The organism is Pseudomonas sp. UTLPPB19802 (assembly GCF_059730225.1).
Genome location: NZ_AP048545.1, coordinates 6,576,148 through 6,594,789 on the forward strand (window position 1 = coordinate 6,576,148; position 18,642 = coordinate 6,594,789).

General features: G+C 62.2%; 21 protein-coding genes and 1 tRNA gene. 7 read left to right on the forward strand and 15 right to left on the reverse strand.

What is annotated here, in order from left to right; genetic code table 11:
* Positions 1-45: 45 nt before the first annotated feature.
* From AC6I6U_RS28880 to AC6I6U_RS28910, 7 genes are all read right to left on the reverse strand, one after another.
* Entirely contained in the window at positions 46-978 is a 933-nt protein-coding gene (locus tag AC6I6U_RS28880; RefSeq protein WP_497879378.1) for a D-2-hydroxyacid dehydrogenase, read from the reverse strand.
* Positions 979-1,104: 126 nt separating this feature from the next.
* A complete protein-coding gene (locus AC6I6U_RS28885; protein ID WP_497879379.1) occupies positions 1,105-1,398 on the reverse strand; it encodes a YcgL domain-containing protein in 294 nt (97 codons plus the stop codon).
* On the reverse strand, positions 1,395-2,528 hold the full coding sequence (gene rnd, locus AC6I6U_RS28890) for a ribonuclease D (RefSeq protein WP_497879380.1): 1,134 nt from the start codon (positions 2,526-2,528) through the stop codon (positions 1,395-1,397). The genes AC6I6U_RS28885 and rnd overlap by 4 nt, the downstream gene beginning before the upstream one ends.
* 141 nt (positions 2,529-2,669) lie before the next feature.
* A complete protein-coding gene (locus AC6I6U_RS28895; RefSeq protein ID WP_497879381.1) occupies positions 2,670-3,347 on the reverse strand; it encodes a class I SAM-dependent methyltransferase in 678 nt (225 codons plus the stop codon).
* A gap of 142 nt (positions 3,348-3,489) precedes the next feature.
* Positions 3,490-4,872: a glutamine synthetase family protein gene (locus AC6I6U_RS28900; protein ID WP_497879382.1), complete on the reverse strand. Its 1,383-nt coding sequence runs from the start codon at positions 4,870-4,872 to the stop codon at positions 3,490-3,492.
* Between the two features lie 385 nt (positions 4,873-5,257).
* Entirely contained in the window at positions 5,258-5,617 is a 360-nt protein-coding gene (locus AC6I6U_RS28905) for a 5-carboxymethyl-2-hydroxymuconate Delta-isomerase (RefSeq protein ID WP_497879383.1), read from the reverse strand.
* A 74-nt stretch (positions 5,618-5,691) separates the two neighbouring features.
* Positions 5,692-6,615 carry a LysR family transcriptional regulator gene (locus tag AC6I6U_RS28910; RefSeq protein ID WP_497879384.1) on the reverse strand — a complete coding sequence of 308 codons (924 nt, stop codon included), beginning with the start codon at positions 6,613-6,615 and terminating at the stop codon, positions 5,692-5,694.
* A 353-nt stretch (positions 6,616-6,968) separates the two neighbouring features.
* Here AC6I6U_RS28910 and AC6I6U_RS28915 point away from each other — a divergent pair, with 353 nt between their 5' ends.
* The 4 genes from AC6I6U_RS28915 (at position 6,969) to AC6I6U_RS28930 (ending at position 9,258) form a co-directional block, all read left to right on the forward strand.
* Positions 6,969-7,292 (forward strand): type II toxin-antitoxin system RelE/ParE family toxin, encoded by a 324-nt coding sequence (locus tag AC6I6U_RS28915; protein WP_497879385.1) that lies wholly within the window; start codon positions 6,969-6,971, stop codon positions 7,290-7,292.
* Complete coding sequence (locus AC6I6U_RS28920; protein ID WP_497879386.1) at positions 7,289-7,666, forward strand: addiction module antidote protein; 378 nt, start codon at positions 7,289-7,291, stop codon at positions 7,664-7,666. The genes AC6I6U_RS28915 and AC6I6U_RS28920 overlap by 4 nt, the downstream gene beginning before the upstream one ends.
* Before the next feature lie 461 nt (positions 7,667-8,127).
* Positions 8,128-8,550, forward strand: a complete 423-nt coding sequence (locus AC6I6U_RS28925; protein ID WP_497879387.1) for a hypothetical protein — start codon at positions 8,128-8,130, stop codon at positions 8,548-8,550.
* Positions 8,551-8,790: 240 nt separating this feature from the next.
* Positions 8,791-9,258, forward strand: coding sequence for a tyrosine-type recombinase/integrase (locus AC6I6U_RS28930; RefSeq protein WP_497883125.1), 468 nt, complete (start codon positions 8,791-8,793; stop codon positions 9,256-9,258).
* Positions 9,259-9,369: 111 nt separating this feature from the next.
* Here AC6I6U_RS28930 and AC6I6U_RS28935 read toward each other — a convergent pair.
* The 5 genes from AC6I6U_RS28935 to dapA all read right to left on the reverse strand — a co-directional run bounded on the left by AC6I6U_RS28935 (position 9,370) and on the right by dapA (position 13,059).
* Positions 9,370-9,459: transfer RNA gene (locus AC6I6U_RS28935), tRNA-Ser, on the reverse strand.
* 84 nt (positions 9,460-9,543) lie between these two features.
* Positions 9,544-10,257 (reverse strand): phosphoribosylaminoimidazolesuccinocarboxamide synthase, encoded by a 714-nt coding sequence (purC, locus tag AC6I6U_RS28940; protein ID WP_010450180.1) that lies wholly within the window; start codon positions 10,255-10,257, stop codon positions 9,544-9,546.
* On the reverse strand, positions 10,244-11,044 hold the full coding sequence (locus AC6I6U_RS28945; protein WP_497879388.1) for an MBL fold metallo-hydrolase: 801 nt from the start codon (positions 11,042-11,044) through the stop codon (positions 10,244-10,246). Before AC6I6U_RS28945 ends, purC begins: the two co-directional genes overlap by 14 nt.
* 6 nt (positions 11,045-11,050) lie before the next feature.
* A complete protein-coding gene (bamC, locus tag AC6I6U_RS28950) occupies positions 11,051-12,163 on the reverse strand; it encodes an NlpB/DapX family lipoprotein (protein WP_497879389.1) in 1,113 nt (370 codons plus the stop codon).
* 17 nt (positions 12,164-12,180) lie between these two features.
* Positions 12,181-13,059, reverse strand: coding sequence for a 4-hydroxy-tetrahydrodipicolinate synthase (dapA, locus tag AC6I6U_RS28955; protein WP_497879390.1), 879 nt, complete (start codon positions 13,057-13,059; stop codon positions 12,181-12,183).
* A gap of 327 nt (positions 13,060-13,386) precedes the next feature.
* Between dapA and AC6I6U_RS28960 the strand changes: the two genes are divergently transcribed.
* Positions 13,387-13,947 (forward strand): glycine cleavage system transcriptional repressor, encoded by a 561-nt coding sequence (locus AC6I6U_RS28960; RefSeq protein ID WP_497879391.1) that lies wholly within the window; start codon positions 13,387-13,389, stop codon positions 13,945-13,947.
* A 9-nt stretch (positions 13,948-13,956) separates the two neighbouring features.
* Entirely contained in the window at positions 13,957-14,430 is a 474-nt protein-coding gene (locus tag AC6I6U_RS28965) for a peroxiredoxin (RefSeq protein WP_497879392.1), read from the forward strand.
* A gap of 147 nt (positions 14,431-14,577) precedes the next feature.
* On the opposite strand, the gene AC6I6U_RS28970 is transcribed toward AC6I6U_RS28965, so the two are convergent.
* Positions 14,578-15,648, reverse strand: coding sequence for an AI-2E family transporter (locus AC6I6U_RS28970; RefSeq protein ID WP_497879393.1), 1,071 nt, complete (start codon positions 15,646-15,648; stop codon positions 14,578-14,580).
* Positions 15,649-15,680: 32 nt separating this feature from the next.
* Positions 15,681-15,920: a sulfurtransferase TusA family protein gene (locus AC6I6U_RS28975; RefSeq protein ID WP_497879394.1), complete on the reverse strand. Its 240-nt coding sequence runs from the start codon at positions 15,918-15,920 to the stop codon at positions 15,681-15,683.
* A 129-nt stretch (positions 15,921-16,049) separates the two neighbouring features.
* Here AC6I6U_RS28975 and AC6I6U_RS28980 point away from each other — a divergent pair, with 129 nt between their 5' ends.
* Positions 16,050-17,483: a M48 family metalloprotease gene (locus AC6I6U_RS28980; protein WP_497879395.1), complete on the forward strand. Its 1,434-nt coding sequence runs from the start codon at positions 16,050-16,052 to the stop codon at positions 17,481-17,483.
* A 19-nt stretch (positions 17,484-17,502) separates the two neighbouring features.
* On the opposite strand, the gene nadA is transcribed toward AC6I6U_RS28980, so the two are convergent.
* Positions 17,503-18,561 (reverse strand): quinolinate synthase NadA, encoded by a 1,059-nt coding sequence (nadA, locus tag AC6I6U_RS28985; RefSeq protein ID WP_497879396.1) that lies wholly within the window; start codon positions 18,559-18,561, stop codon positions 17,503-17,505.
* Positions 18,562-18,642 lie beyond the last annotated feature (81 nt).

The following is an 18,642-nucleotide window of genomic DNA, read 5'->3' on the forward strand; positions in this document are numbered from 1 at the left end:
CCGCTCGCCACATTGTCGAGTCCGACTGTTGTGTGGATTCAAACCCTAGTAACCACGCTCGAACTCCACCTCGCCCCGCAACGATTCGCTCGCCTGATACGCCCGCAGGTTCTCGACGAACAACTGCACCATCATCGAGGGCGACGTCGGCGCCGAACTGTGGCCGGTCAGCAGCAGGCCCCAGGCGGTCCAGAACGGGTGGCGCTGCGGCAATGGCTCCTGGCGGCAGACATCGATCACCGCACCGGCCAGATGGCCCTCTTTCAACGCCTCCACCAGGTCCGCATCGACCACCGCCACGCCGCGTCCAGCGTTGATGAACAGGCCGGTCGGCTTGAAGCGCTTGAACATCACCGCATCGTACAGGTCATGGGTCGCCGGGGTGTTGGGCAACAGGTTGACCACGTAGTCCATCTCCCCCACCCGCTCACCCAGAGCCTCCAGGCCATCGACCCGGATGAACGGTGCCTGCTCGCGAGCCTCGCTGGCGATCCCGTACAACTCGACGCCGAACGGCAGCAGGAACTGCGCCACGCTCTGGCCGATGTCGCCCGCACCGACGATCAGCACCTTGCGCCCAGCCAGCCCCTGGCCGGTGCGATTGTCCCACTTGCGCTCGACCTGGCTGACCAAACGCGCCAGAACCTCGCGCTCATGGCCGAGCATGTAGGTCAGGACGTATTCGGCCATCGCCTGACCGAAGATGCCCACGGCGCGGGTCAGACGATAGTCGCGCGGCAACCCGTCAGCCAGCAGCGGCGTGATCCCCGCCCAGGTCGATTGCAGCCACTGTGGCCGGTGCCCCTGACGCAACAGGCTGGCCATCAGGTCCGGCTGCCCGAGCCACACCGGGCAGTCGGCCGCCATCCCCGATAGCTTGGCCGAGTCGCCGCTGGTCATGACTTCAAGTTCGGGCATCGCCTGTTGCAGCAAGCGGGCATACACGGCGTGGTCGTGTTCGGCAATCAGAACGCGCATGGTTCAAACCTTTCCAAAACGGTGCAGGCAATCGCCGATGAAGCGCTCTCCATCGTGCTTGACGATCGCCAGAAAATGCATTCCATTGAAGTGGAGCACCCCGGACAGGGTGCTCAGGGATATCGCTCAGACCGGGTCATTGCGGCGCAACAACTCTTCCGGCAAGTGCTCGATGTACTCTTCCTCGGCCGGCGGCATCTGCAGGTGGTAACCCTGCTTGTCGAGATTTTCCAGCACCTTGTGGATATCTTCGCGCGCCAGCGTGCGCTCCGGCGTCAGCACCAGGTCGAAGGCATGCTGCGGCTTGCCGAACGCTTGCAGTAGGGTTTCCGGCACACGCTCCAGAGCATCACTCTTGAGCACGTAGAGGTACATTTCGTTCTTGCGGGGGCTGCGATAGATCGAGCAGATGTGTTTCAAGGCTGTTCTCCGGCAGTCGCCAGGCTATCGAGCAAGGCCTGGCCCAGCAACTCGCGGCGCCAGCCACGCAGCGAATCGGGCAATTGATAGGGTCCCTCAGGGAAGCCGCTCTTGATCAGCGCTTCCAGGGTTTTCTTGCGCAGCATCAGCTCCGGCACGATGCTCATGCGCTCGGCCGCTGCCTGGCCCACCGCACGCAGGCGCTTGACCAGCGCTCCGGCCTCGATCGGCAGGGGCTCGGGCACCGCCGGCGGCCACTGGTCCATCGGCAGGTTGGCGGTACGCTTGATCAGGTCGAGCAGGAACTCGCCGTCCTGGCGCACGGTGCGCGGGTGCATGTCCTCGATACGGGCCAGGGTCACCAGGTTGTCCGGCTGGCTCTTGGCCAACGGCCACAACGAATGCTCGCGGATAATCCGGTTGCGCGGCAGGTCGCGGGCACGCGCCTCGCGCTCACGCCAGGCGCAGAGTTCACGCAGCACCGCCAGTTGGGCACGGGACAGTTTCCAGGCCAGCTTGGCGTCACGGTAGACCTCGTAGGGATCGACCTCGCGGCGCAGGTTGGCGACCAGCTCGGCACCGTCCTCCAGCACCCACGCGTACTTGTCATCCGACAGTTGCGGGCGCAGGCGGCTGAACACTTCAGCCAGGTGCAGCGCGTCCTCGGCGGCATAGCTGACCTGGGTTTCCGACAACGGGCGTTGCAGCCAGTCGGAGCGGGTTTCGCCCTTGGGCAGCTCGATACCGAGCACTTCCTGGACCAGGCGCGAATAGCCCATGGAGAAGCCCAGGTTCAGGTAGCCCGCGGCCAGTTGGGTGTCGAACAACGGTGCCGGCAGGCTGCCGGTCAGGCGCAACAGCACCTCGAGGTCTTCGCTGCAAGCATGCACGACCTTGACCACCGCCGGGTTGTCCAGCAGCGCGGCCAGGGGTTGCCAGTTGTCGATGATCAACGGGTCGATCAGGTAAGCGCGCGCGCCATCACCGATCTGGATCAACCCGGCAATGGGATAAAAGGTGTCGACCCGCATGAATTCGGTGTCGAGGGCAACAAACGGTAACTGCTGCCATTCAGTGCAATGCCGACCGAGGCTATCGTTGTCGCGAATCCAGTGAATATCGATGGCCACACGGCTCTCCCTTGAAGAATGGCGCGCAGTATATATCGCCACAGGCGATTTCCGCGCATTCGCGCTGCAAGTGCGTGAGTGAATGCCCTGCCGCGCTGAAAGAATAGTCTTACTCGTCACGTTCGCAGGAACCGGAAGGTGTCAGTTGTCCTTGCGCAGGACATAGACCCGACGCATGGCATACCCTGAAAGGAAATCGCGGTGGCCGACAATCTCGAAACCCGCCGCCTGAAACTCGCTCTCGACCTGTACCTTGGCCAGCACCACTGCACGGTGACCCTGGCTCGTGCGGGCAGCCCTATGTCGACGACGCCAAGCCATGAAGTTGCCATCCAGGCACAGGGAAACGATCACCGTGTCGCGGCTGACCCGGTGAAACTCGCGAAGTATCGCCAGGCGGTGCTCCTGTTCGGCGACGTGGGCGAAGAATGGCATGCAGAAAATGCAATCCACCGCATTTTCCGGCAGGCCGATCGTGAACGCGGAGCTGTGCAGTGTCCTGACCCGCTTGAACAACTCGGGAGGATGATGCACCGCGCAGTGGTCGAGCATTTCCCGCGATGAGTCCGCCGCCAGCACCACACGGTTGCCCCGTTGCGCCAGTACCGGCCAGAAGCGCCCGGCGCCGCAGGGCAGGTCCAGCACCAGGCCCGGTTCGCCGGCCATCTTCAAGGCCTGGCGCACCAGGCATTCCTCGCGCCAATGCTCCAGGCGCGAGAACAAACCCTCGGGATGAATACTGCGGCACACCCGTGCATGTTCACGCGCGTGTTGGCGGGTAAACTCAAGCTCGACATGTGAGGGCGATGGCGCTGACATTTCTGACGGACTCTGCTGCCTTGACCGACGATCGGAAGCGCTGTCGCTAGCAAGGATACCGCTCCGACAGCACTCGAACCTTAGTCAGGCAGGCATCAACATTTCGTGAAAAATACACCGCTGCCGGATCAAGCCGAGAGTTTCAGGCCTGGTGCAGGTACCAGCGCCAGTCCTGCTCCCCCACCTCGCCCATGAACTGCCGATATTCGGCGCGCTTGACCGCCAGATAGACACCAAGAAACTCGCTGCCAAAGGTATCGCGAGCCCAACTGGAACCTTCCAGGGCCTGCAGACTGGTCAGCCAGTCGGTGGGCAGGCGCTCACTGGACTGTGCATAACCGTTGCCCTCGATCGGCGCGCCAGGGTCCAGTTGCGCGGCAATTCCGTGGTGGATGCCGGCCAGGATCGCCGCGGCCGCCAGGTACGGATTGGCATCGGCGCCGCAGATCCGGTGTTCGATATGCCGTGACGCCACCGGCCCGCCCGGCACTCGCAGGCTCACGGTGCGGTTGTCGACACCCCAAGTCGCCGCCAGCGGCGCATAACTGTTGCTCTGGAAACGCCGGTAGGAGTTGGCATTGGGACAAAACAGCAGCAACGAATCCAACAGGGTCACGAGCATGCCGCCCACCGCCTTTCTCAGGAGTGGCGTTCCCTCGGGTGCTTCGCTGGCGAACAGGTTATTCCCCTCCCGGTCGGCCAGGCTGACGTGCATATGCATGCCCGTGCCCGCCAGATCGTCAAACGGCTTGGCCATGAAGCAGGCAATCATCCCGTGCTTGTGGGCCACGCCCTTCACCAGCCGCTTGTAGCGTACGGCCTCATCCATGGCCTGCAGGGCATCGGCGCGGTGCTCCAGGGTGATTTCCACCTGGCCGGGAGCGTATTCGGAAATCGCCGTGCGCGCGGGAATGCCCTGGAGCTTGCAGGCGTCATAAAGATCGGCGAGAAACGGTTCGATCTGCTCCAGCTCGCGCAGGCCGTAGACCTGCGTCGTCCGCGGCCGCCCGCCATCGGCATCGCGGGCCGGCTGTGGGCGACCATTGCTGTCGCGTTGCTGGTCAAGCAGGTAGAACTCCAGCTCGGCCGCCATCACCGGGTAATAACCGGCGGCCTGCAGTTGCCCGACCACCCTGGCCAGCAACTGGCGCGGGTCGGCCACTGCTGCCGGCAAGCCTTCGCTGGGGTGCATGCCGACCTGTACCGCCGCAGTCGGTATCCGCCGCCAGGGCATGCGTTGCAGGCTGCCGGCAATGGGATAGGCGCGGCAATCGACATCGCCGACGTCCCAGACCAGCCCGGAATTTTCCACATCGTCGCCGTTGAGGGTCAGGCCGAGAATGGTACTCGGCAAGGGGCGACCATCGGCATAGACCGCCAGCAGTTCGTCCCGATGCAACAGCTTGCCCCGCGGGACGCCGTTGTTATCGATGATGAACAGCTCGAACATTTCGACATCCGGGTTCTGTTCCAGGAACGACCGGGCTTCTTCCGGGGCAGCGAAGGACTGATAGGCAACACTCATGGGGGACTCTCATATCCGCGTCAGGCAGGCACAACAGCGCCCACCGCTTCAACCCGGGCGACCGACAAGGGTCGCCCACGGTCAGTGAAATGACTCAACGGAAAGGGAGAACATCCGGCGGCCGCGCATGGCGGCAGTGCCACAACGCCCAGAAGGCCAGCTCGCAAGGCAACGCGACCGCGATGGGAATGGCCGCTATCGACAGACAGGCAGTGCCGTAGCCGGGCGCCTGGGCGCCAGCCGAAACTGCATGCCTGATCGTGTTAGTGCGCGCGTCCATGAGCCTGCCGTAATGAACAGAAGGGTTGCAGACTCACATGCCGGGATACGCCGTTAAATGCAGTTTTTACAATGCTCGGGTACCCAGCGGCTAAACATTACCCGATCAGAGAGCGACTTTTCTGTATGACTCGCGATCCAGATCCACCACCTCCACAGACAACTGCACCTCGACCGATGCCGGCCAACCGCCGAGGTCCTGCAGGCCGGCCAGCAGGCTCTCGGCCAACTGGGCCTTGACCTGTGGCGAGCGCCCGCTCAACAGCGCCAGCTTCACATGCACGAAGCCCCGCTCGTTCAGGCTGGTTCCAACCCGGAAGGTGTCGAGTTTCGTCGCCCGCGCCTTGATATCGAACTCAGCCGCGAACTGCCCGGACGCCACCAGCGCATGGTTGATACGCAGCAAGGCCTTGTCGGCTTCGAAGTCGGTCAGGCTCGAGGTGTACTCCAGGAAAACGTGGGGCATTGCGCAGGCTCCGAACTATCAGTGGGGAAGACGCAAGGTATAACACGCAACCTGCCGCAACGGTCAGAAAAACGTCACGACAGGCCCTGGGGCAAGCGATCGCTCATGAATTTCTCCAGCCGCGAACGCAGCCAACGCTCGGCCGGATCGGTATCGACGATACCCAGCCAGACCATCGACAGGTCCAATGTCGGCGCCTTGAACGGCAGCGGCTCGGCGAACAGCGAGCCCGAGGCCGCCATGGCCAGGGCGGTGTAGTCGGGCAGACCGGCGATCAGGTCGGTCCCGGCCAGCAGGGCCGGCAAGGCACTGTATTGCGGTACCGACAGCACCACATGACGCTTGCGGCCGATTTCCGCCAGCCACTCATCGGCCAGGCTGCTGACGTTCGCCGTGTGGGACACCAGCACATGCGGGCGGGCGCAGTATTCATCCAGGCTCATGGGCGTCGACGAAGCGTCTGCGCGCAGCAGCATCGGCTGGATATGCCGCAGCAGCTTGCGCTTGGCATTGGCCGGCAGGCCGCGGGTCTGGCTGATGCCGACGGTGATATCGCCGGAAGCGAGCAGGTCCGGGATACGCCAGTAGTCGACGTGCTGGACCACGATCATCACATTCGGCGCCTCCTGGCGCAGGGCCCGCAGCAGGTTGGGCAACAGGCCGAACTCGACGTCGTCCGACAGGCCGATACGGAAGGTCATGGTGCTGCTGGCCGGATCGAAATCGTGGGTCAAACTCAGAGCGTTGGACAACGAGTCCAGGGCCGGCGACAGATACTGGATGAGCTCCTCGGCCCGGGCAGTCGGCTCCATGCGGTGGCCGACACGGATGAACAACGGATCGTTGAACATCGCCCGCAGGCGATTGAGCGCCGAACTGATGGTTGGCTGGCCTAGGAAGAGCTTTTCCGCCACCCGCGTGACATTGCGTTCCAGCATCAGCGCCTCGAACACCACCATCAGGTTGATGTCGGCCTTGCGCAGCTCGTTGCGATTCATCCGTTACTCCCCTCTCCCCACAAACACCGACCAGTGTACAAGGGGTGTTTCAGGAAATCCCGCACAGTAACGGGCGCGCGGACCCGCACAGCGCTCGCATGGCGAAAAAACCTACGAAGCAACAAGAGCCGCACTGGATGACGTGTAGCCTGCGCCTGACTGCCAGGCCAATACCGCCAGCGCTAGCCTGGTTCCATCACCGCTCCTTCGGGCCTCGCCCTCGACGCGTCCTGGCCTTCCACGACCACCAGCAGGACACCTTGCGGCGATGCCAATAGGGGTCACCTCCCCCACTCATCGCAACCCATGCAAAAATCCAATCAATCAAGTGTATCTTTTAAGGTACAATCGAAATGTACGAAGTAGAACACTTACTGTCTGCCAATGGAGTGGATATCTACCAGGCTTGGCTCGATAGCCTGCGTGATGTCCAAACCAGGGCAAGAATCACCACTCGGGTAGACCGGGCCTCCCTCGGTCACTTCGGGGTCACCGAACCGGTAGGTGATGGCGTTTTTGAGATGAAGCTCGACTGGGGTCCTGGCTATCGAATCTATTACGCAATAGCGGGTAGCAAGGTCATTTTCCTGCTAGGTGGAGGCTCGAAGGACAGGCAGCAGAACGACATCAATCAAGCCAAGGCTCTCTGGATAACTCACAAGGTGAAAGGAAAATGACAACCCGGACCCGCTCTCACGAAGACAGCGTCCTTGAGATGCTTCGAGACGACGAAACATTTGCCCTTGAATACCTGTCTGTCACACTCGAGGAAATCGATGAAGCCGGCGGGGAAGACGCGTTTCTCATCGCCATCCGCCGCCTGGTAGAGGCGAGAGGTGGCATGAGCAGCCTCTCTCAGAGCACTGGCCTCGCCAGGCCGAATCTCTACCGGTCCCTGGCGACCGGCGGCGACCCGAAACTGTCGACTGTCCTGCGAGTGATGCAGGCCCTGGGAGTGGGCCTGTCAAAGGTGATCTCTCACCGCTCCGGCCCGCCAGCAGAAAACGCGGAGCCCCATACGGCGTGCAACGGACATCAGGTGAATCCGTAACAGGCCGATCGATGAAGGGGGACAACTGGTGCCCCGCAACGCGAAAACTCCTACAAAACAATAAGACCCGCACTTCCATTGCGTAGCCGATGCCTGACTATTAGATTGGCATCGCCGCCACTAGCCTAGTTTCGCCACAGTCAATCCTGTGGCCGGGTGTCGCAACCTGCTCTGTGTGTCTGAGGCGCGGTTTCGCGCCATAGCTGTCTGGCTGGCGCTTCTGGTGTCCGGCTAGTGCATTCCTATGGCGGACCGTGCGGGGCAGGCTTCGGCCTGGCCGGTTTCCTCAGACGCCGGTTTGCGACCCTCGTACGGTCTGCCACCCTTTCCGTGTCGCAACGATAGATGGCAGTTCCTTAACCCGTCTGAGGAGATAAGGATAATGGCCTACCCCCCTTTTACGCACGGGCACCGCCCGCTACGTCCGGTTTCACTGCATCGCAATCACGGAGGCCTTCTCCATGATTGATCGCTCGTTACTGTCCCGCCTGCCACCGCCCGACCTGATTCGACTGGCCTCACTGCACCCTCTTGAGGCGGCCGCACAGTTCCGCATTGCCGCCAGGTTCTGCCTGGACGGTGCCCGCTGCGTAGCCTTTCACGATTCGGAACAGGAACGCCTCGCCCACCGCCTGATCGCCGATGGCATCGCTCTCTACGCGTTGGCCTTTCAACGGCTGGAGTCGCCACAACCTCGCGCTGTCCGCATTCCGGCGACACGACGCGCCGCCAACGATATTCACGAACAGCCGACACCCTGGGACAGCCGCTCCCCCCAACAACTCGCCAGTCACCTCGGTCTTGCCCTACCGCTGACTGCCCGTGGTGTAGCGGATGTCCACCGTCTCGAAGTGGAAGCCCTCAAACACCCCAATTGTGTTTGAGTAACAACGAAAAAAGCCCTACACCTCGAAATACAAGGGGTGTAGGGGGGGGTCGATAACTGCAAGATTTGCGCTACTGGGCATTGAATGGCATGGCTTGGCGAACGGAATGCCCCATTTTTGCCCCACCCATCAGAGAGTCGTAGGCCGCCTCGCACTCTAGCCCCTGGCTCTTGACTGGTCAGTTGCTGCAAGGAGGACGTCGACCTGGCTGCTGGCAACATTCAAGTTCACCGCGCCCTGGTCGTCGGCGAGTTCAAGCCCCCGAAGGAACGGTCAAGGGTTCGGGTCGTTGAACTGATTGACCCCGCCCTCGAACTGATACGCGAGATCCTGACAGAAGCCCGCAACGAACACCCAACCGAAATCTCGGTAATTCAACGAGAAAACATCACGCCCAAGAAGCAGAAGGTCACCTTCCTGTTCCACAGCACCGCCAGCGGCCTGATGTGGAACAGCAAGATACTGAGCAAGTGGTTCACAGCCCACCTGAAAAAAGCAGGCATCAGGCACCGCGGCGCCAACCAGTGCCGACACACCTTCGCCAGCCAGATGCTGTCGAGCTACGTCCCCGTTGAGTGGGTCGCCCGCCAGCTCGGTCACGCGGACACGACCATGGTCAGAAAACACTATGGCCGCTGGATCCCGAAGGACACCAAGAGCATGGCCGGCATTGTGTCGAAAATGCTCGGGTTTAGAGCGGATTGAGGCAGCCTACAGCGAGACTCTTTTGCCCTAGATTTGCCCTAAGCTGAAAGCAAGAAACGAAAAAGCCCCTGAAAACTTCAACATTTTCAGGGGCTTAGACGTATTCATGTATGGCGGAGAGATAGGGATTCGAACCCTAGGTACCCGCGAAGGTACAACGGATTTCGAATCCGTCCCATTCGGCCACTCTGGCATCTCTCCAATGGCGCGCATCATACCAACACTTTTGCCGGAAGCGAACCCCCTGATGCAAAAAAATTCCGTGCTATCAGATGCTTGCGTCGATTACAGCGGTACACCCAGGCGATGGGCAACTTCTTCGTAGGCTTCGATGACGTCACCGAGGCCCTGGCGGAAGCGGTCCTTGTCCATTTTTTTCTTGGTGTCCTTGTCCCACAGGCGGCAGCCGTCCGGGCTGAACTCGTCGCCCAGGACGATGGAGCCGTCGCTGAACACGCCGAACTCCAGCTTGAAGTCGACCAGCAGCAGACCAGCGTCATCGAACAGCTTGCTCAGGATCTCGTTGACCTTGAGCGACAGCTCTTTCATGCGCGCCAGTTGCTCGGCGGTACCCCAGCCGAATGCCACGACGTGGGATTCGTTGATGAACGGGTCGCCCTTGGCGTCGTCCTTCAGGAACAGTTCGAAGGTGTAGGGGTTGAGCTTCATGCCCTCTTCCACACCCAGGCGCTTGACCAGGCTGCCGGCTGCGTAGTTACGCACCACGCACTCCACAGGGATCATGTCTAGCTTCTTCACCAGCGACTCGTTGTCGCCCAGCAGCTTGTCGAACTGGGTCGGTACGCCGGCCGCTTCGAGTTTCTGCATGATGAAGGCGTTGAACTTGTTGTTCACCATGCCCTTGCGATCGAGTTGTTCGATACGCTTGCCGTCGAACGCCGAGGTGTCGTTGCGAAACAGCAGGATCAAGCGGTCGGCGTCGTCGGTCTTGTACACCGACTTGGCTTTGCCGCGGTAGAGTTCTTCACGTTTTTCCATGATGGGCTCCGCTTGTTAAGTTGTTGGGCCCGGCGATGTGTCGCCAGTCGAGCCCTGAATCTTGATCGGCCAGTTGCAGCCAGTCCGGGTCGCACCCAAGGGTGTCGACAAAACATTGCCGGGCCAGCTGCGGCAGGTTGTTCTTGCTGCTCAGGTGGGCCAGCACCAAATGCTGCAAGCCCTGCCAGCCCAGCTCGGCCACCAGGCTTGCGGCCTGATGGTTGTTCAAATGTCCTTGCGTGCCACCCACCCGCTGCTTGAGAAAGTACGGGTAATGCCCCCGTGCCAGCAGGTCGCGGCAATGATTCGACTCGATCATCAGTGCATCGAGGTCGCTGTAGCTGTCCATGACGGTCGAGCAGTACGACCCCAGGTCGGTCAGCAGGCCGAAACGCCGCTGACCATCGCTGAACACGTACTGCGTCGGCTCCTGGGCATCGTGGGCCACGGCGACGACGTCGATCGCCAGCGAGCCGATGCGCAAGGTTTCACCTCCTGCCACGAACCCTGCGGGCTCGACAGGCTTGCGCATCCCGCGCAAGGTACCGCGACTGAGGTACACCGGTAGATTGTAGCGCCGAGACAGCAAACCCACGCCATGCACATGGTCGGCATGTTCGTGGGTTACCAGGATCGCGCTCAGTTGCGCCGGATGCATCCCCAGGCGCGCCAGGCGCCGCTCGGTTTCCCGCAGGGAGAAACCACAATCGACCAGTACACAGGTGTCGCCACTGGCTATCAGTGTGCCGTTCCCTTGGCTACCACTGCCGAGAACGGCAAAACGCATAGTCAATCAGCCCAGGTTGTCCTGAATCACACCCAGTACACGGCGCGCCACGTCAGCCGGCGCCACGGTGTTGATGTCTTTCTCTACGGTGACCTGCACGCTGTCGCCGACCTTGCTCAGGCGAACCTGGTAACGCTCGGCACGGGCTTCGATCTCTTCCTTGGCCGGCTTGCTGCCGAACAGCTTGCCGAAGAAGCCAGGCTCTTCGTTCTTGCGCTCGGCCTTCTCCGCCAGGTTGATGTAGTACAGGCCCAGGCTGCGGTTGATGTCTTCAACGCGCCATTGGCCCTGCTCCAGGGCACGACCGACGCTGGACCAGGCACGATCGAGGTCTTCGCCGACGTTCAGCACCGGGTTGCCGCTGCCGTCCTGGCTCAGGCTGACGCGGCTCGGGGTGTCGAAGTCGCGGGCGGCCAGCAGGGATACCGAACCGCCTTTCTCGGCGCTGCGGCTCATGCTCGAGAGCATCTCGTCGACCAGGGCCGAATCCAGCCCGGCATTGACCGAACGGGCGGTGAAGTCGACGTTGGCACTGCTGCCAACCGGACGCTCGGCGCTGACCACGTAGATTTCGCTGGTGTTGCGCTGCACACCCGGCTCGATACGGACCCGCACGCGGGTTTCGTTGCCGGCTGCGCCGCTGCTGCCCAGGCGCTTGGCCAGGCTCGCCGACAGCTCGTCGGAGTGCTGCCAGGCGGTGGTGAATTCACCGGTCTGCGGACGTTGCGAGTCGATACGGAAACCGTTGTCCTGGAAGAACTGGATGGCCACCGACCAGACTTCGGCCGGCGGGTGCTGACCCAGGATCCAGCTCGAGTCGCCGCTCTTCTGCAGGCTGTAGTCGCTGGCACTGGCCGCGACCTGCAATGGTTGCGGGCGTGGCACTTCGTACGGGCCCTTGACGGTTTCGCTGGCAACGTTGCGCGGGATCGGCAGCAGCGGGTCGAGCCGCTTGCTGGTGGAAACATCCGGCGGCAGTTGCATGGCTGGCGTCTGTTGTGCCTCCAGGTAATCGCTGCCACGGTCGCGGAAATAACCTTCCGGGCCCCAGATCCAGCTGCAACCGCTGGTGCTGGTGATAATCAAGGCAAGTGCGGAAAGTCCGGCCAATCGCTTCATGCGGTGTGTTTCCTCAATTAAACCAGGACGCCGGACTGGCGCATGGCCTGCCGCAGCGGTTCGTGACTGGCAGCGCTGAGCCAGGTGAGCGGCAGACGGATACCGTCCGGCATCAGGCCCATCTCATGCAGCGCCCATTTCACGGGGATAGGGTTGGATTCGATGAACAGTGTCTTGTTCAGCGGCATCAGTTTCTGGTGCAGCGCACGCGCGGTGTCGGCATCGCCACGCAGCGCGGCGGCGCAGAGGTCGCTCATGTCACGCGGGGCGACGTTGGCGGTCACCGAGATGTTGCCCTTGCCACCGAGCAGCATCAGCTCGACCGCAGTGGCATCGTCACCGGAGTAGACCAGGAAATCACTGGCCACGCCGGCCAGGATCGCCTTGGCACGGTCGAGGTCGCCGGTGGCTTCCTTGATGCCGATGATGTTTGGCACGCTCGACAGGCGGATCACGGTCTCGGCCTGCATGTCGCAAGCGGTGCGGCCCGGTACGTTGTAGAGGATCTGCGGGATATCGACCGCTTCGGCGACCGCACGGAAATGCTGGTACAGGCCTTCCTGGGTCGGCTTGTTGTAGTACGGGGTTACCAGCAGGCAGGCATCGGCGCCGGCGCTCTTGGCGTTGGTGGTCAGCTCGATCGCTTCGCGCGTCGAGTTGGCACCTGTGCCGGCGATCACCGGGACGCGCCCGGCAACCTGGTCGACCACGCGACGAATGACTTCGATGTGCTCGTGCACATCAAGTGTCGCCGACTCACCCGTGGTGCCGACCGCAACAATGGCATTGGTGCCGTTTTGCAGGTGGAAGTCCACCAGCTTGCTCAGGCTGTCCCAGTCAAGATTACCCTGTGCATCCATGGGTGTGACCAGTGCCACCATACTGCCCGCAATCATGCAACCGCTCCTGCCGGAAAAAGAGAGCGGTAATGGTACTGGCGCCATCAGCCTTGTACAAGCGAAGTACTCGCCATGAGCATTCCCCTTGGCGCCGGTTTTCGCTACCCTTCAGACTTTGATCGGTACTGACTCAGTCATGTGCCGGGTTCCAGACTCCCTTTTCACCGCCCGAAACCCGATCCAGCCCTGCCGCCGCCCGCTCTCGCCCGTGCTCGAGAGGTTGCTGCAAGCGCTTGACCGGTCCTCGCCGGCGACCTGCGCAGTCGAAACCCGATCCATACTGTTGCCAGACATACCGACCGCTCATCGCTTTAGGAATGCTGCATGTCCACCCCCACTGTCCGCGAACAATTCCTTGTCATCAGTGCCCTCGGCCCCAATCCCATGGAGCTGACCAACGTCCTGTGCCGCGCCAGCCATGAAAACCGCTGCGCGGTCTCGACCTCGCGCCTGACCCGCCATGGCGAGTACAGCGCGCTGGTCCTGCAGATTTCCGGCAGTTGGGATGCCCTGGCCCGGCTCGAGGCTCTCCTGCCGAACCTGGCGAAGAAGCATGCCTTCATCGTCAACGTGGTGCGCAGCGGTGCCCTGGAAAATCGTCCCCAGGCCCTGCCGTATGTCGCCTATGTCAGCTCGGCCTACCGTTCGGACATCATCAACGAGCTGTGCCAGTTCTTCATCGACCACAATGTCGACCTGGAGAACCTGACCTGCGATACCTACCTGGCACCGCACACCGGCGGCACCATGCTCAACGCCACCTTCACCGTGACCCTGCCGCCCGGCGTGCAGATCAGCTGGCTGCGCGACCAGTTCCTGGACTTCGCCGACGCGATGAACCTCGATGCGCTGATCGAACCGTGGCGCCCACAGAACCCCATGTAAGGAGCCAGCATGGCCGTCGTCATCAATGAAGCCGTAACCGATTTCCAGGCCCAGGCCACCAGCGGGCAGACCGTCAGCCTGTCGGGCCTGAAGGGCAAGCAGGTGGTGATCTACTTCTATCCCAAGGACAGCACTCCCGGCTGCACCACCGAAGGCCAGGGCTTTCGCGACCAGTACGCGGCCTTCCAGGCGGCCAACACCGAAGTTTTCGGGGTGTCGCGCGACAGCCTGAAGTCCCACGAGAACTTCAAGTGCAAGCAGGAGTTTCCCTTCGAGCTGATCAGCGACAAGGATGAAGCGGTCTGCCAGCTGTTCGACGTGATCAAGCTGAAGAAGCTCTATGGCAAGGAATACCTGGGCGTCGACCGCAGCACCTTCCTGATCGATGCCAAAGGCGTGTTGCGCCAGGAATGGCGCGGCGTGAAGGTGCCAGGCCACGTGGATGCGGTACTGGCAGCGGCACAGGCGCTGAACAAGGCCTGACCGGGTTGGACTGCTGGAAGCTTCGCGGGCAAGCCCTGCTCCTACAGGGCCCCGCTCCTACAGGTTGATGTCGCACGCAAAGCCTGTGATCAACACAAACCTGCAGGAGCAGGGCTTGCCCAAGAAAAAAACACCACAGACTCTCGCCTACAGCAACGGCGCCACGATCGGTTCCTTGCGCGGCCAGGCATCCAGCACGGCCTTGAACAGCGTTGCCAGCGGTATGGCGAAGAACACGCCCCAGAAGCCCCACAGCCCGCCGAACAACAGCACTGCACAAATGATCGCCACCGGATGCAGGTTCACCGCCCCGGAGAACAGCAACGGCACCAGCACGTTGCCATCCAGCGTCTGGATGATCCCGTAGACCGCCATCAGGTAGATGAACTGGTCGCTCCAGCCCCACTGGAACAGCGCGATCAGCGTCACCGGCACGGTCACCACCACCGCGCCGACATAGGGCACCACCACCGAAAGCCCCACCAGCAGCGCGAGCAGCGCGGCATAGTTGAGGCCCAGCGCGACGAAAGCGATGTAGGTCACGCCACCGCAGATGATGATCTCGATCACCTTGCCACGGATGTAGTTGGCGATCTGCCGGTTCATTTCCTCCGCCACCCGAGTGATCAGCGCCCGCTCGCGCGGCAGGTAGCCACGCACCCAGTCACGGATCTTCGCCCGATCCTTGAGGAAGAAGAACACCAGGATCGGCACCAGTACCAGGTAGATCATCATGTTGACCAGCAACGGTAGGCTGGACAGCGAGAACGTCAGCGCCCACTGGCCGAACTTGCCGATTTCGCCACGCGCCACCTCGATGGCCTGCAGCACCTGCTCGTCGGACACCAGGTGCGGATAACGCTCCGGCAGCAACAGCAGCAACGACTGCCACTTGGCCAACATCCCCGGCAGTTCGTTGAACAGCGTGATCAACTGGTGCCAGAGCAGCGGCACCACCACCAGCATGAACAACAGCAAGCCGCCCATGAACAACGCGAACACCAGGCCGACCGCAGCCGCACCGGGCAGGCGCATGCGTTCCAGGCCAAACACCAGCCCCTGCATCAGGTAGGCCAGGACCATGCCGGCCAATACCGGGGCGAGCATCTTGCCGAGGGTCAACACGGCAGTGAATGCCAGGAACAGCAGGACCGCCAATACCACCGCTTCCTCATCGGAGAAATAGCGTTGGATCCAGTCACGTAACACTTTGAACATCAATAATCCCTAACGATTTCAGTGCTGGAAATTCAGGCTTTGCGCAGCCAGTAGCGATAGACCCCGGCTTCTTCCTCTTCGCGCAGCAGATCGTGCCCGGCCAGTTTGGCGAAGGTACGGAAATCCCTTTGCGAGCCGGCATCGGTGGCGATGACCTTGAGTACCGCGCCACTGGCCAGGCGATTGAGCTCAAGCTTGGCCTTGAGCAGCGGCAGCGGACAGTTCAGGCCGCTGGCATCCAGCTCGGCGTCGTACTCTACAGCGTCAGTCATTGCTTCACTCCTGGCGGCGCGCCGGATCGGTTGGTTCGAGCCGTCTAGGATACCCCAAGCGGTGCCACCTCTGGTCGTCGGCGTGGCGTGCAGCTACAGTAAGGGCTTTGCCGACCTAGAGCCCTGTGCATGACATTTCTGCGCCCCACCCTGCTGACGCTCGCCTGCCTGCTCGCCTCCCCCGGCTTCGCCGACGACCTGCCGTCACTTGGTGACGCCAGTTCCGCCATCGTCTCGCCGCAGCAGGAATACCAGTTGGGCCGGGCCTGGCTGAGCCTGCTGCGCAGCCAGGTCAAGCAACTGAACGACCCGCAGCTCAAGGACTACGTGGAAACCACGGTCTACAAGCTGGTCGAAACCAGCCAGGTGCAGGACCGGCGCCTGGAGTTCATCCTGATCGACAGCAACCAGCTCAACGCCTTCGCCGCGCCAGGCGGGATCATCGGGATCAACGGCGGCCTGTTCCTCAATGCCCAGACCGAGGGCGAATACGCCTCGGTACTGGCCCACGAACTGGCGCACTTGTCGCAGCGCCACTTCGCCCGGGGCGTAGAAGCCCAGCAACGCATGCAACTGCCGATGATGGCGGCCCTGCTCACCGGGATCATCGTCGCTGCGGCCGGCGGTGGTGACGCCGGTATCGCCACCATCGCCGGGACCCAGGCCGCCGCCTTCCAGGAAAAACAGCGCTTCTCCCGCCAGAACGAGCAGGAAGCCGACCGGATCGGCATCCTCAACCTGGAGAAGGCCGGCTACGACCCGCGCAACATGCCGACCATGTTCGAGCGCCTGATGCGCATCTACCGTTTCGACGCCAAGCCGCCGGAATTCCTCCTGACCCACCCGGTCACCGAGTCTCGGATCGCCGACACCCGCAACCGCGCCGAACAGGCCAAGCCCGGCGGCATCGAGGATAGCCTGCGCTACCAATTGATCCGCGCCCGCGTGATGCTTTCCTATGAGGACTCACCCGGCCTGGCAGCCAAGCGCTTCCGCGCCCAGCTGGACGAGAATCCCAAGTCCGACATCGCCCGCTATGGCCTGGCCATTGCCCAGATCAAGGGCAGCCAGTTGAATGACGCACGGGAAAACCTCAAGCCGCTGCTGGCCAAGTCGCCCAACGAGGTTATCTACAACCTGGCCCAGATCGAGCTCGACATCAGCAGCGGTCATCTGCCGGATGCCGTGCAACGCACCGAGCGGATGCTGGCCCTGTATCCGGGCAACTATCCGCTGAAGCAGTTGCAGGTCGACCTGCTGGGCAAACAGAACAAGCCGGCCGAGGCCGAGAAGGTGCTGGTCGACCTGCTCAAGACCCGCGCAGACGATCCGGATATCTGGTACCAGATCGCCGAAACCCGCGGCCAGTCCGGCAACATCATCGGCCTGCACCAGGCCCGTGCCGAGTACTTCGCCCTGGTTGGCGACTACAAGCAGGCGATCCAGCAACTGGACTTCGCCAAGCGCCGGGCACCGAACTTCCAATTGGCGTCGCGCATCGATGCGCGGCAGAAGGAAATGATCGACCAGGAACGGCTGGTCAAGGACATGATGGGGGGCTGAGCCAGCGCCCCCAACCGACTCAGGCGTTACCGCTCAACTTCATCCGCGCCGCCTGGGTGAAGTCCAGCATGCGCTTGAGCGGGCGCACCGCCTTGGGCACGACCGACGGGTCGACGAAGATCTCGTTGCTGCCCTCGCGCAGGCACTGCAGCGTGCGCTCCAGGGTGTTCATGGCCATCCAGGGGCAATGGGCGCAGCTGCGGCAGGCCGCACCGTTACCGGCCGTTGGGGCCTCGATGAAAACCTTGTCGGGGCACAACTGCTGCATCTTGTAGAAGATGCCGCGGTCAGTGGCGACGATAAACGTCTTGTTCGGCAAGGTCTGCGCGGCCTTGATCAACTGGCTGGTGGAGCCGACCGCATCGGCCAGGTCGATCACCGACTCGGGGGACTCCGGGTGGACCAGGATCGCCGCATCGGGATACAGCGCCTTCATGTCTTCCAACTGCCGGGACTTGAACTCCTCGTGAACGATGCAGGCACCGTCCCACAGCAGCATGTCGGCACCGGTCTGCTTCTGGATGTAACGCCCCAGGTGCTTGTCCGGCGCCCAGATGATCTTCTCGCCGTTGTCCATCAGGCTTTCGACGATTTCCAGCGCGCAGCTGGAGGTCACGACCCAGTCCGCCCGCGCCTTGACCGCCGCCGAAGTGTTGGCATACACGACCACCGTGCGCTCCGGATGCTGGTCGCAGAACGCGGAAAACTCGTCCACCGGGCAGCCCAGGTCGAGCGAGCAGGTCGCCTCCAGGGTCGGCATCAGGATGCGTTTTTCCGGCGTAAGGATTTTCGCTGTCTCGCCCATGAACCGCACACCCGCCACCAACACGGTCTTGGCTGGATGCGCGGCGCCGAAACGGGCCATTTCCAGGGAATCGGACACGCAACCACCGGTTTCTTCGGCCAGGGCCTGAATGATCGGGTCGCAGTAGAAGTGGGCTACCAGCACCGCGTCCTGAGCCTTGAGCTCGGCGGCGATCTCGGCACGCAGCGTCGCCTCCTGCTCGGCACTCAACGGTTTGGGTTGCTTGGCGTCGAGATGGGCTTGAACCAGAAGACGTTCGGAAATTTGCGTCATGTTCGCAAGACCTGCAGGCGCGTGAGCGCGAAAGTCGAGTATACCCCGGCCCCTGTCTCTTTCCGAGACAGGATATTAGGT

What these genes read in the sequence shown, in the direction of transcription:
- AC6I6U_RS28900 (WP_497879382.1), bottom strand. Translation starts at nt 4,872, where the DNA reads ATGAGTGTTGCCTATCAGTCCTTCGCTGCCCCGGAAGAAGCCCGGTCG.
- AC6I6U_RS28975 (WP_497879394.1), bottom strand. Translation starts at nt 15,920, where the DNA reads ATGACTGACGCTGTAGAGTACGACGCCGAGCTGGATGCCAGCGGCCTG.
- dapA (WP_497879390.1), bottom strand. Translation starts at nt 13,059, where the DNA reads ATGATTGCGGGCAGTATGGTGGCACTGGTCACACCCATGGATGCACAG.
- AC6I6U_RS28945 (WP_497879388.1), bottom strand. Translation starts at nt 11,044, where the DNA reads ATGCGTTTTGCCGTTCTCGGCAGTGGTAGCCAAGGGAACGGCACACTG.
- AC6I6U_RS28880 (WP_497879378.1), bottom strand. Translation starts at nt 978, where the DNA reads ATGCGCGTTCTGATTGCCGAACACGACCACGCCGTGTATGCCCGCTTG.
- AC6I6U_RS28915 (WP_497879385.1), top strand. Translation starts at nt 6,969, where the DNA reads ATGTACGAAGTAGAACACTTACTGTCTGCCAATGGAGTGGATATCTAC.
- AC6I6U_RS28895 (WP_497879381.1), bottom strand. Translation starts at nt 3,347, where the DNA reads ATGTCAGCGCCATCGCCCTCACATGTCGAGCTTGAGTTTACCCGCCAA.
- AC6I6U_RS28970 (WP_497879393.1), bottom strand. Translation starts at nt 15,648, where the DNA reads ATGTTCAAAGTGTTACGTGACTGGATCCAACGCTATTTCTCCGATGAG.
- bamC (WP_497879389.1), bottom strand. Translation starts at nt 12,163, where the DNA reads ATGAAGCGATTGGCCGGACTTTCCGCACTTGCCTTGATTATCACCAGC.
- AC6I6U_RS28925 (WP_497879387.1), top strand. Translation starts at nt 8,128, where the DNA reads ATGATTGATCGCTCGTTACTGTCCCGCCTGCCACCGCCCGACCTGATT.
- AC6I6U_RS28965 (WP_497879392.1), top strand. Translation starts at nt 13,957, where the DNA reads ATGGCCGTCGTCATCAATGAAGCCGTAACCGATTTCCAGGCCCAGGCC.
- AC6I6U_RS28910 (WP_497879384.1), bottom strand. Translation starts at nt 6,615, where the DNA reads ATGAATCGCAACGAGCTGCGCAAGGCCGACATCAACCTGATGGTGGTG.
- purC (WP_010450180.1), bottom strand. Translation starts at nt 10,257, where the DNA reads ATGGAAAAACGTGAAGAACTCTACCGCGGCAAAGCCAAGTCGGTGTAC.
- AC6I6U_RS28980 (WP_497879395.1), top strand. Translation starts at nt 16,050, where the DNA reads ATGACATTTCTGCGCCCCACCCTGCTGACGCTCGCCTGCCTGCTCGCC.
- AC6I6U_RS28960 (WP_497879391.1), top strand. Translation starts at nt 13,387, where the DNA reads ATGTCCACCCCCACTGTCCGCGAACAATTCCTTGTCATCAGTGCCCTC.
- AC6I6U_RS28905 (WP_497879383.1), bottom strand. Translation starts at nt 5,617, where the DNA reads ATGCCCCACGTTTTCCTGGAGTACACCTCGAGCCTGACCGACTTCGAA.
- AC6I6U_RS28920 (WP_497879386.1), top strand. Translation starts at nt 7,289, where the DNA reads ATGACAACCCGGACCCGCTCTCACGAAGACAGCGTCCTTGAGATGCTT.
- nadA (WP_497879396.1), bottom strand. Translation starts at nt 18,561, where the DNA reads ATGACGCAAATTTCCGAACGTCTTCTGGTTCAAGCCCATCTCGACGCC.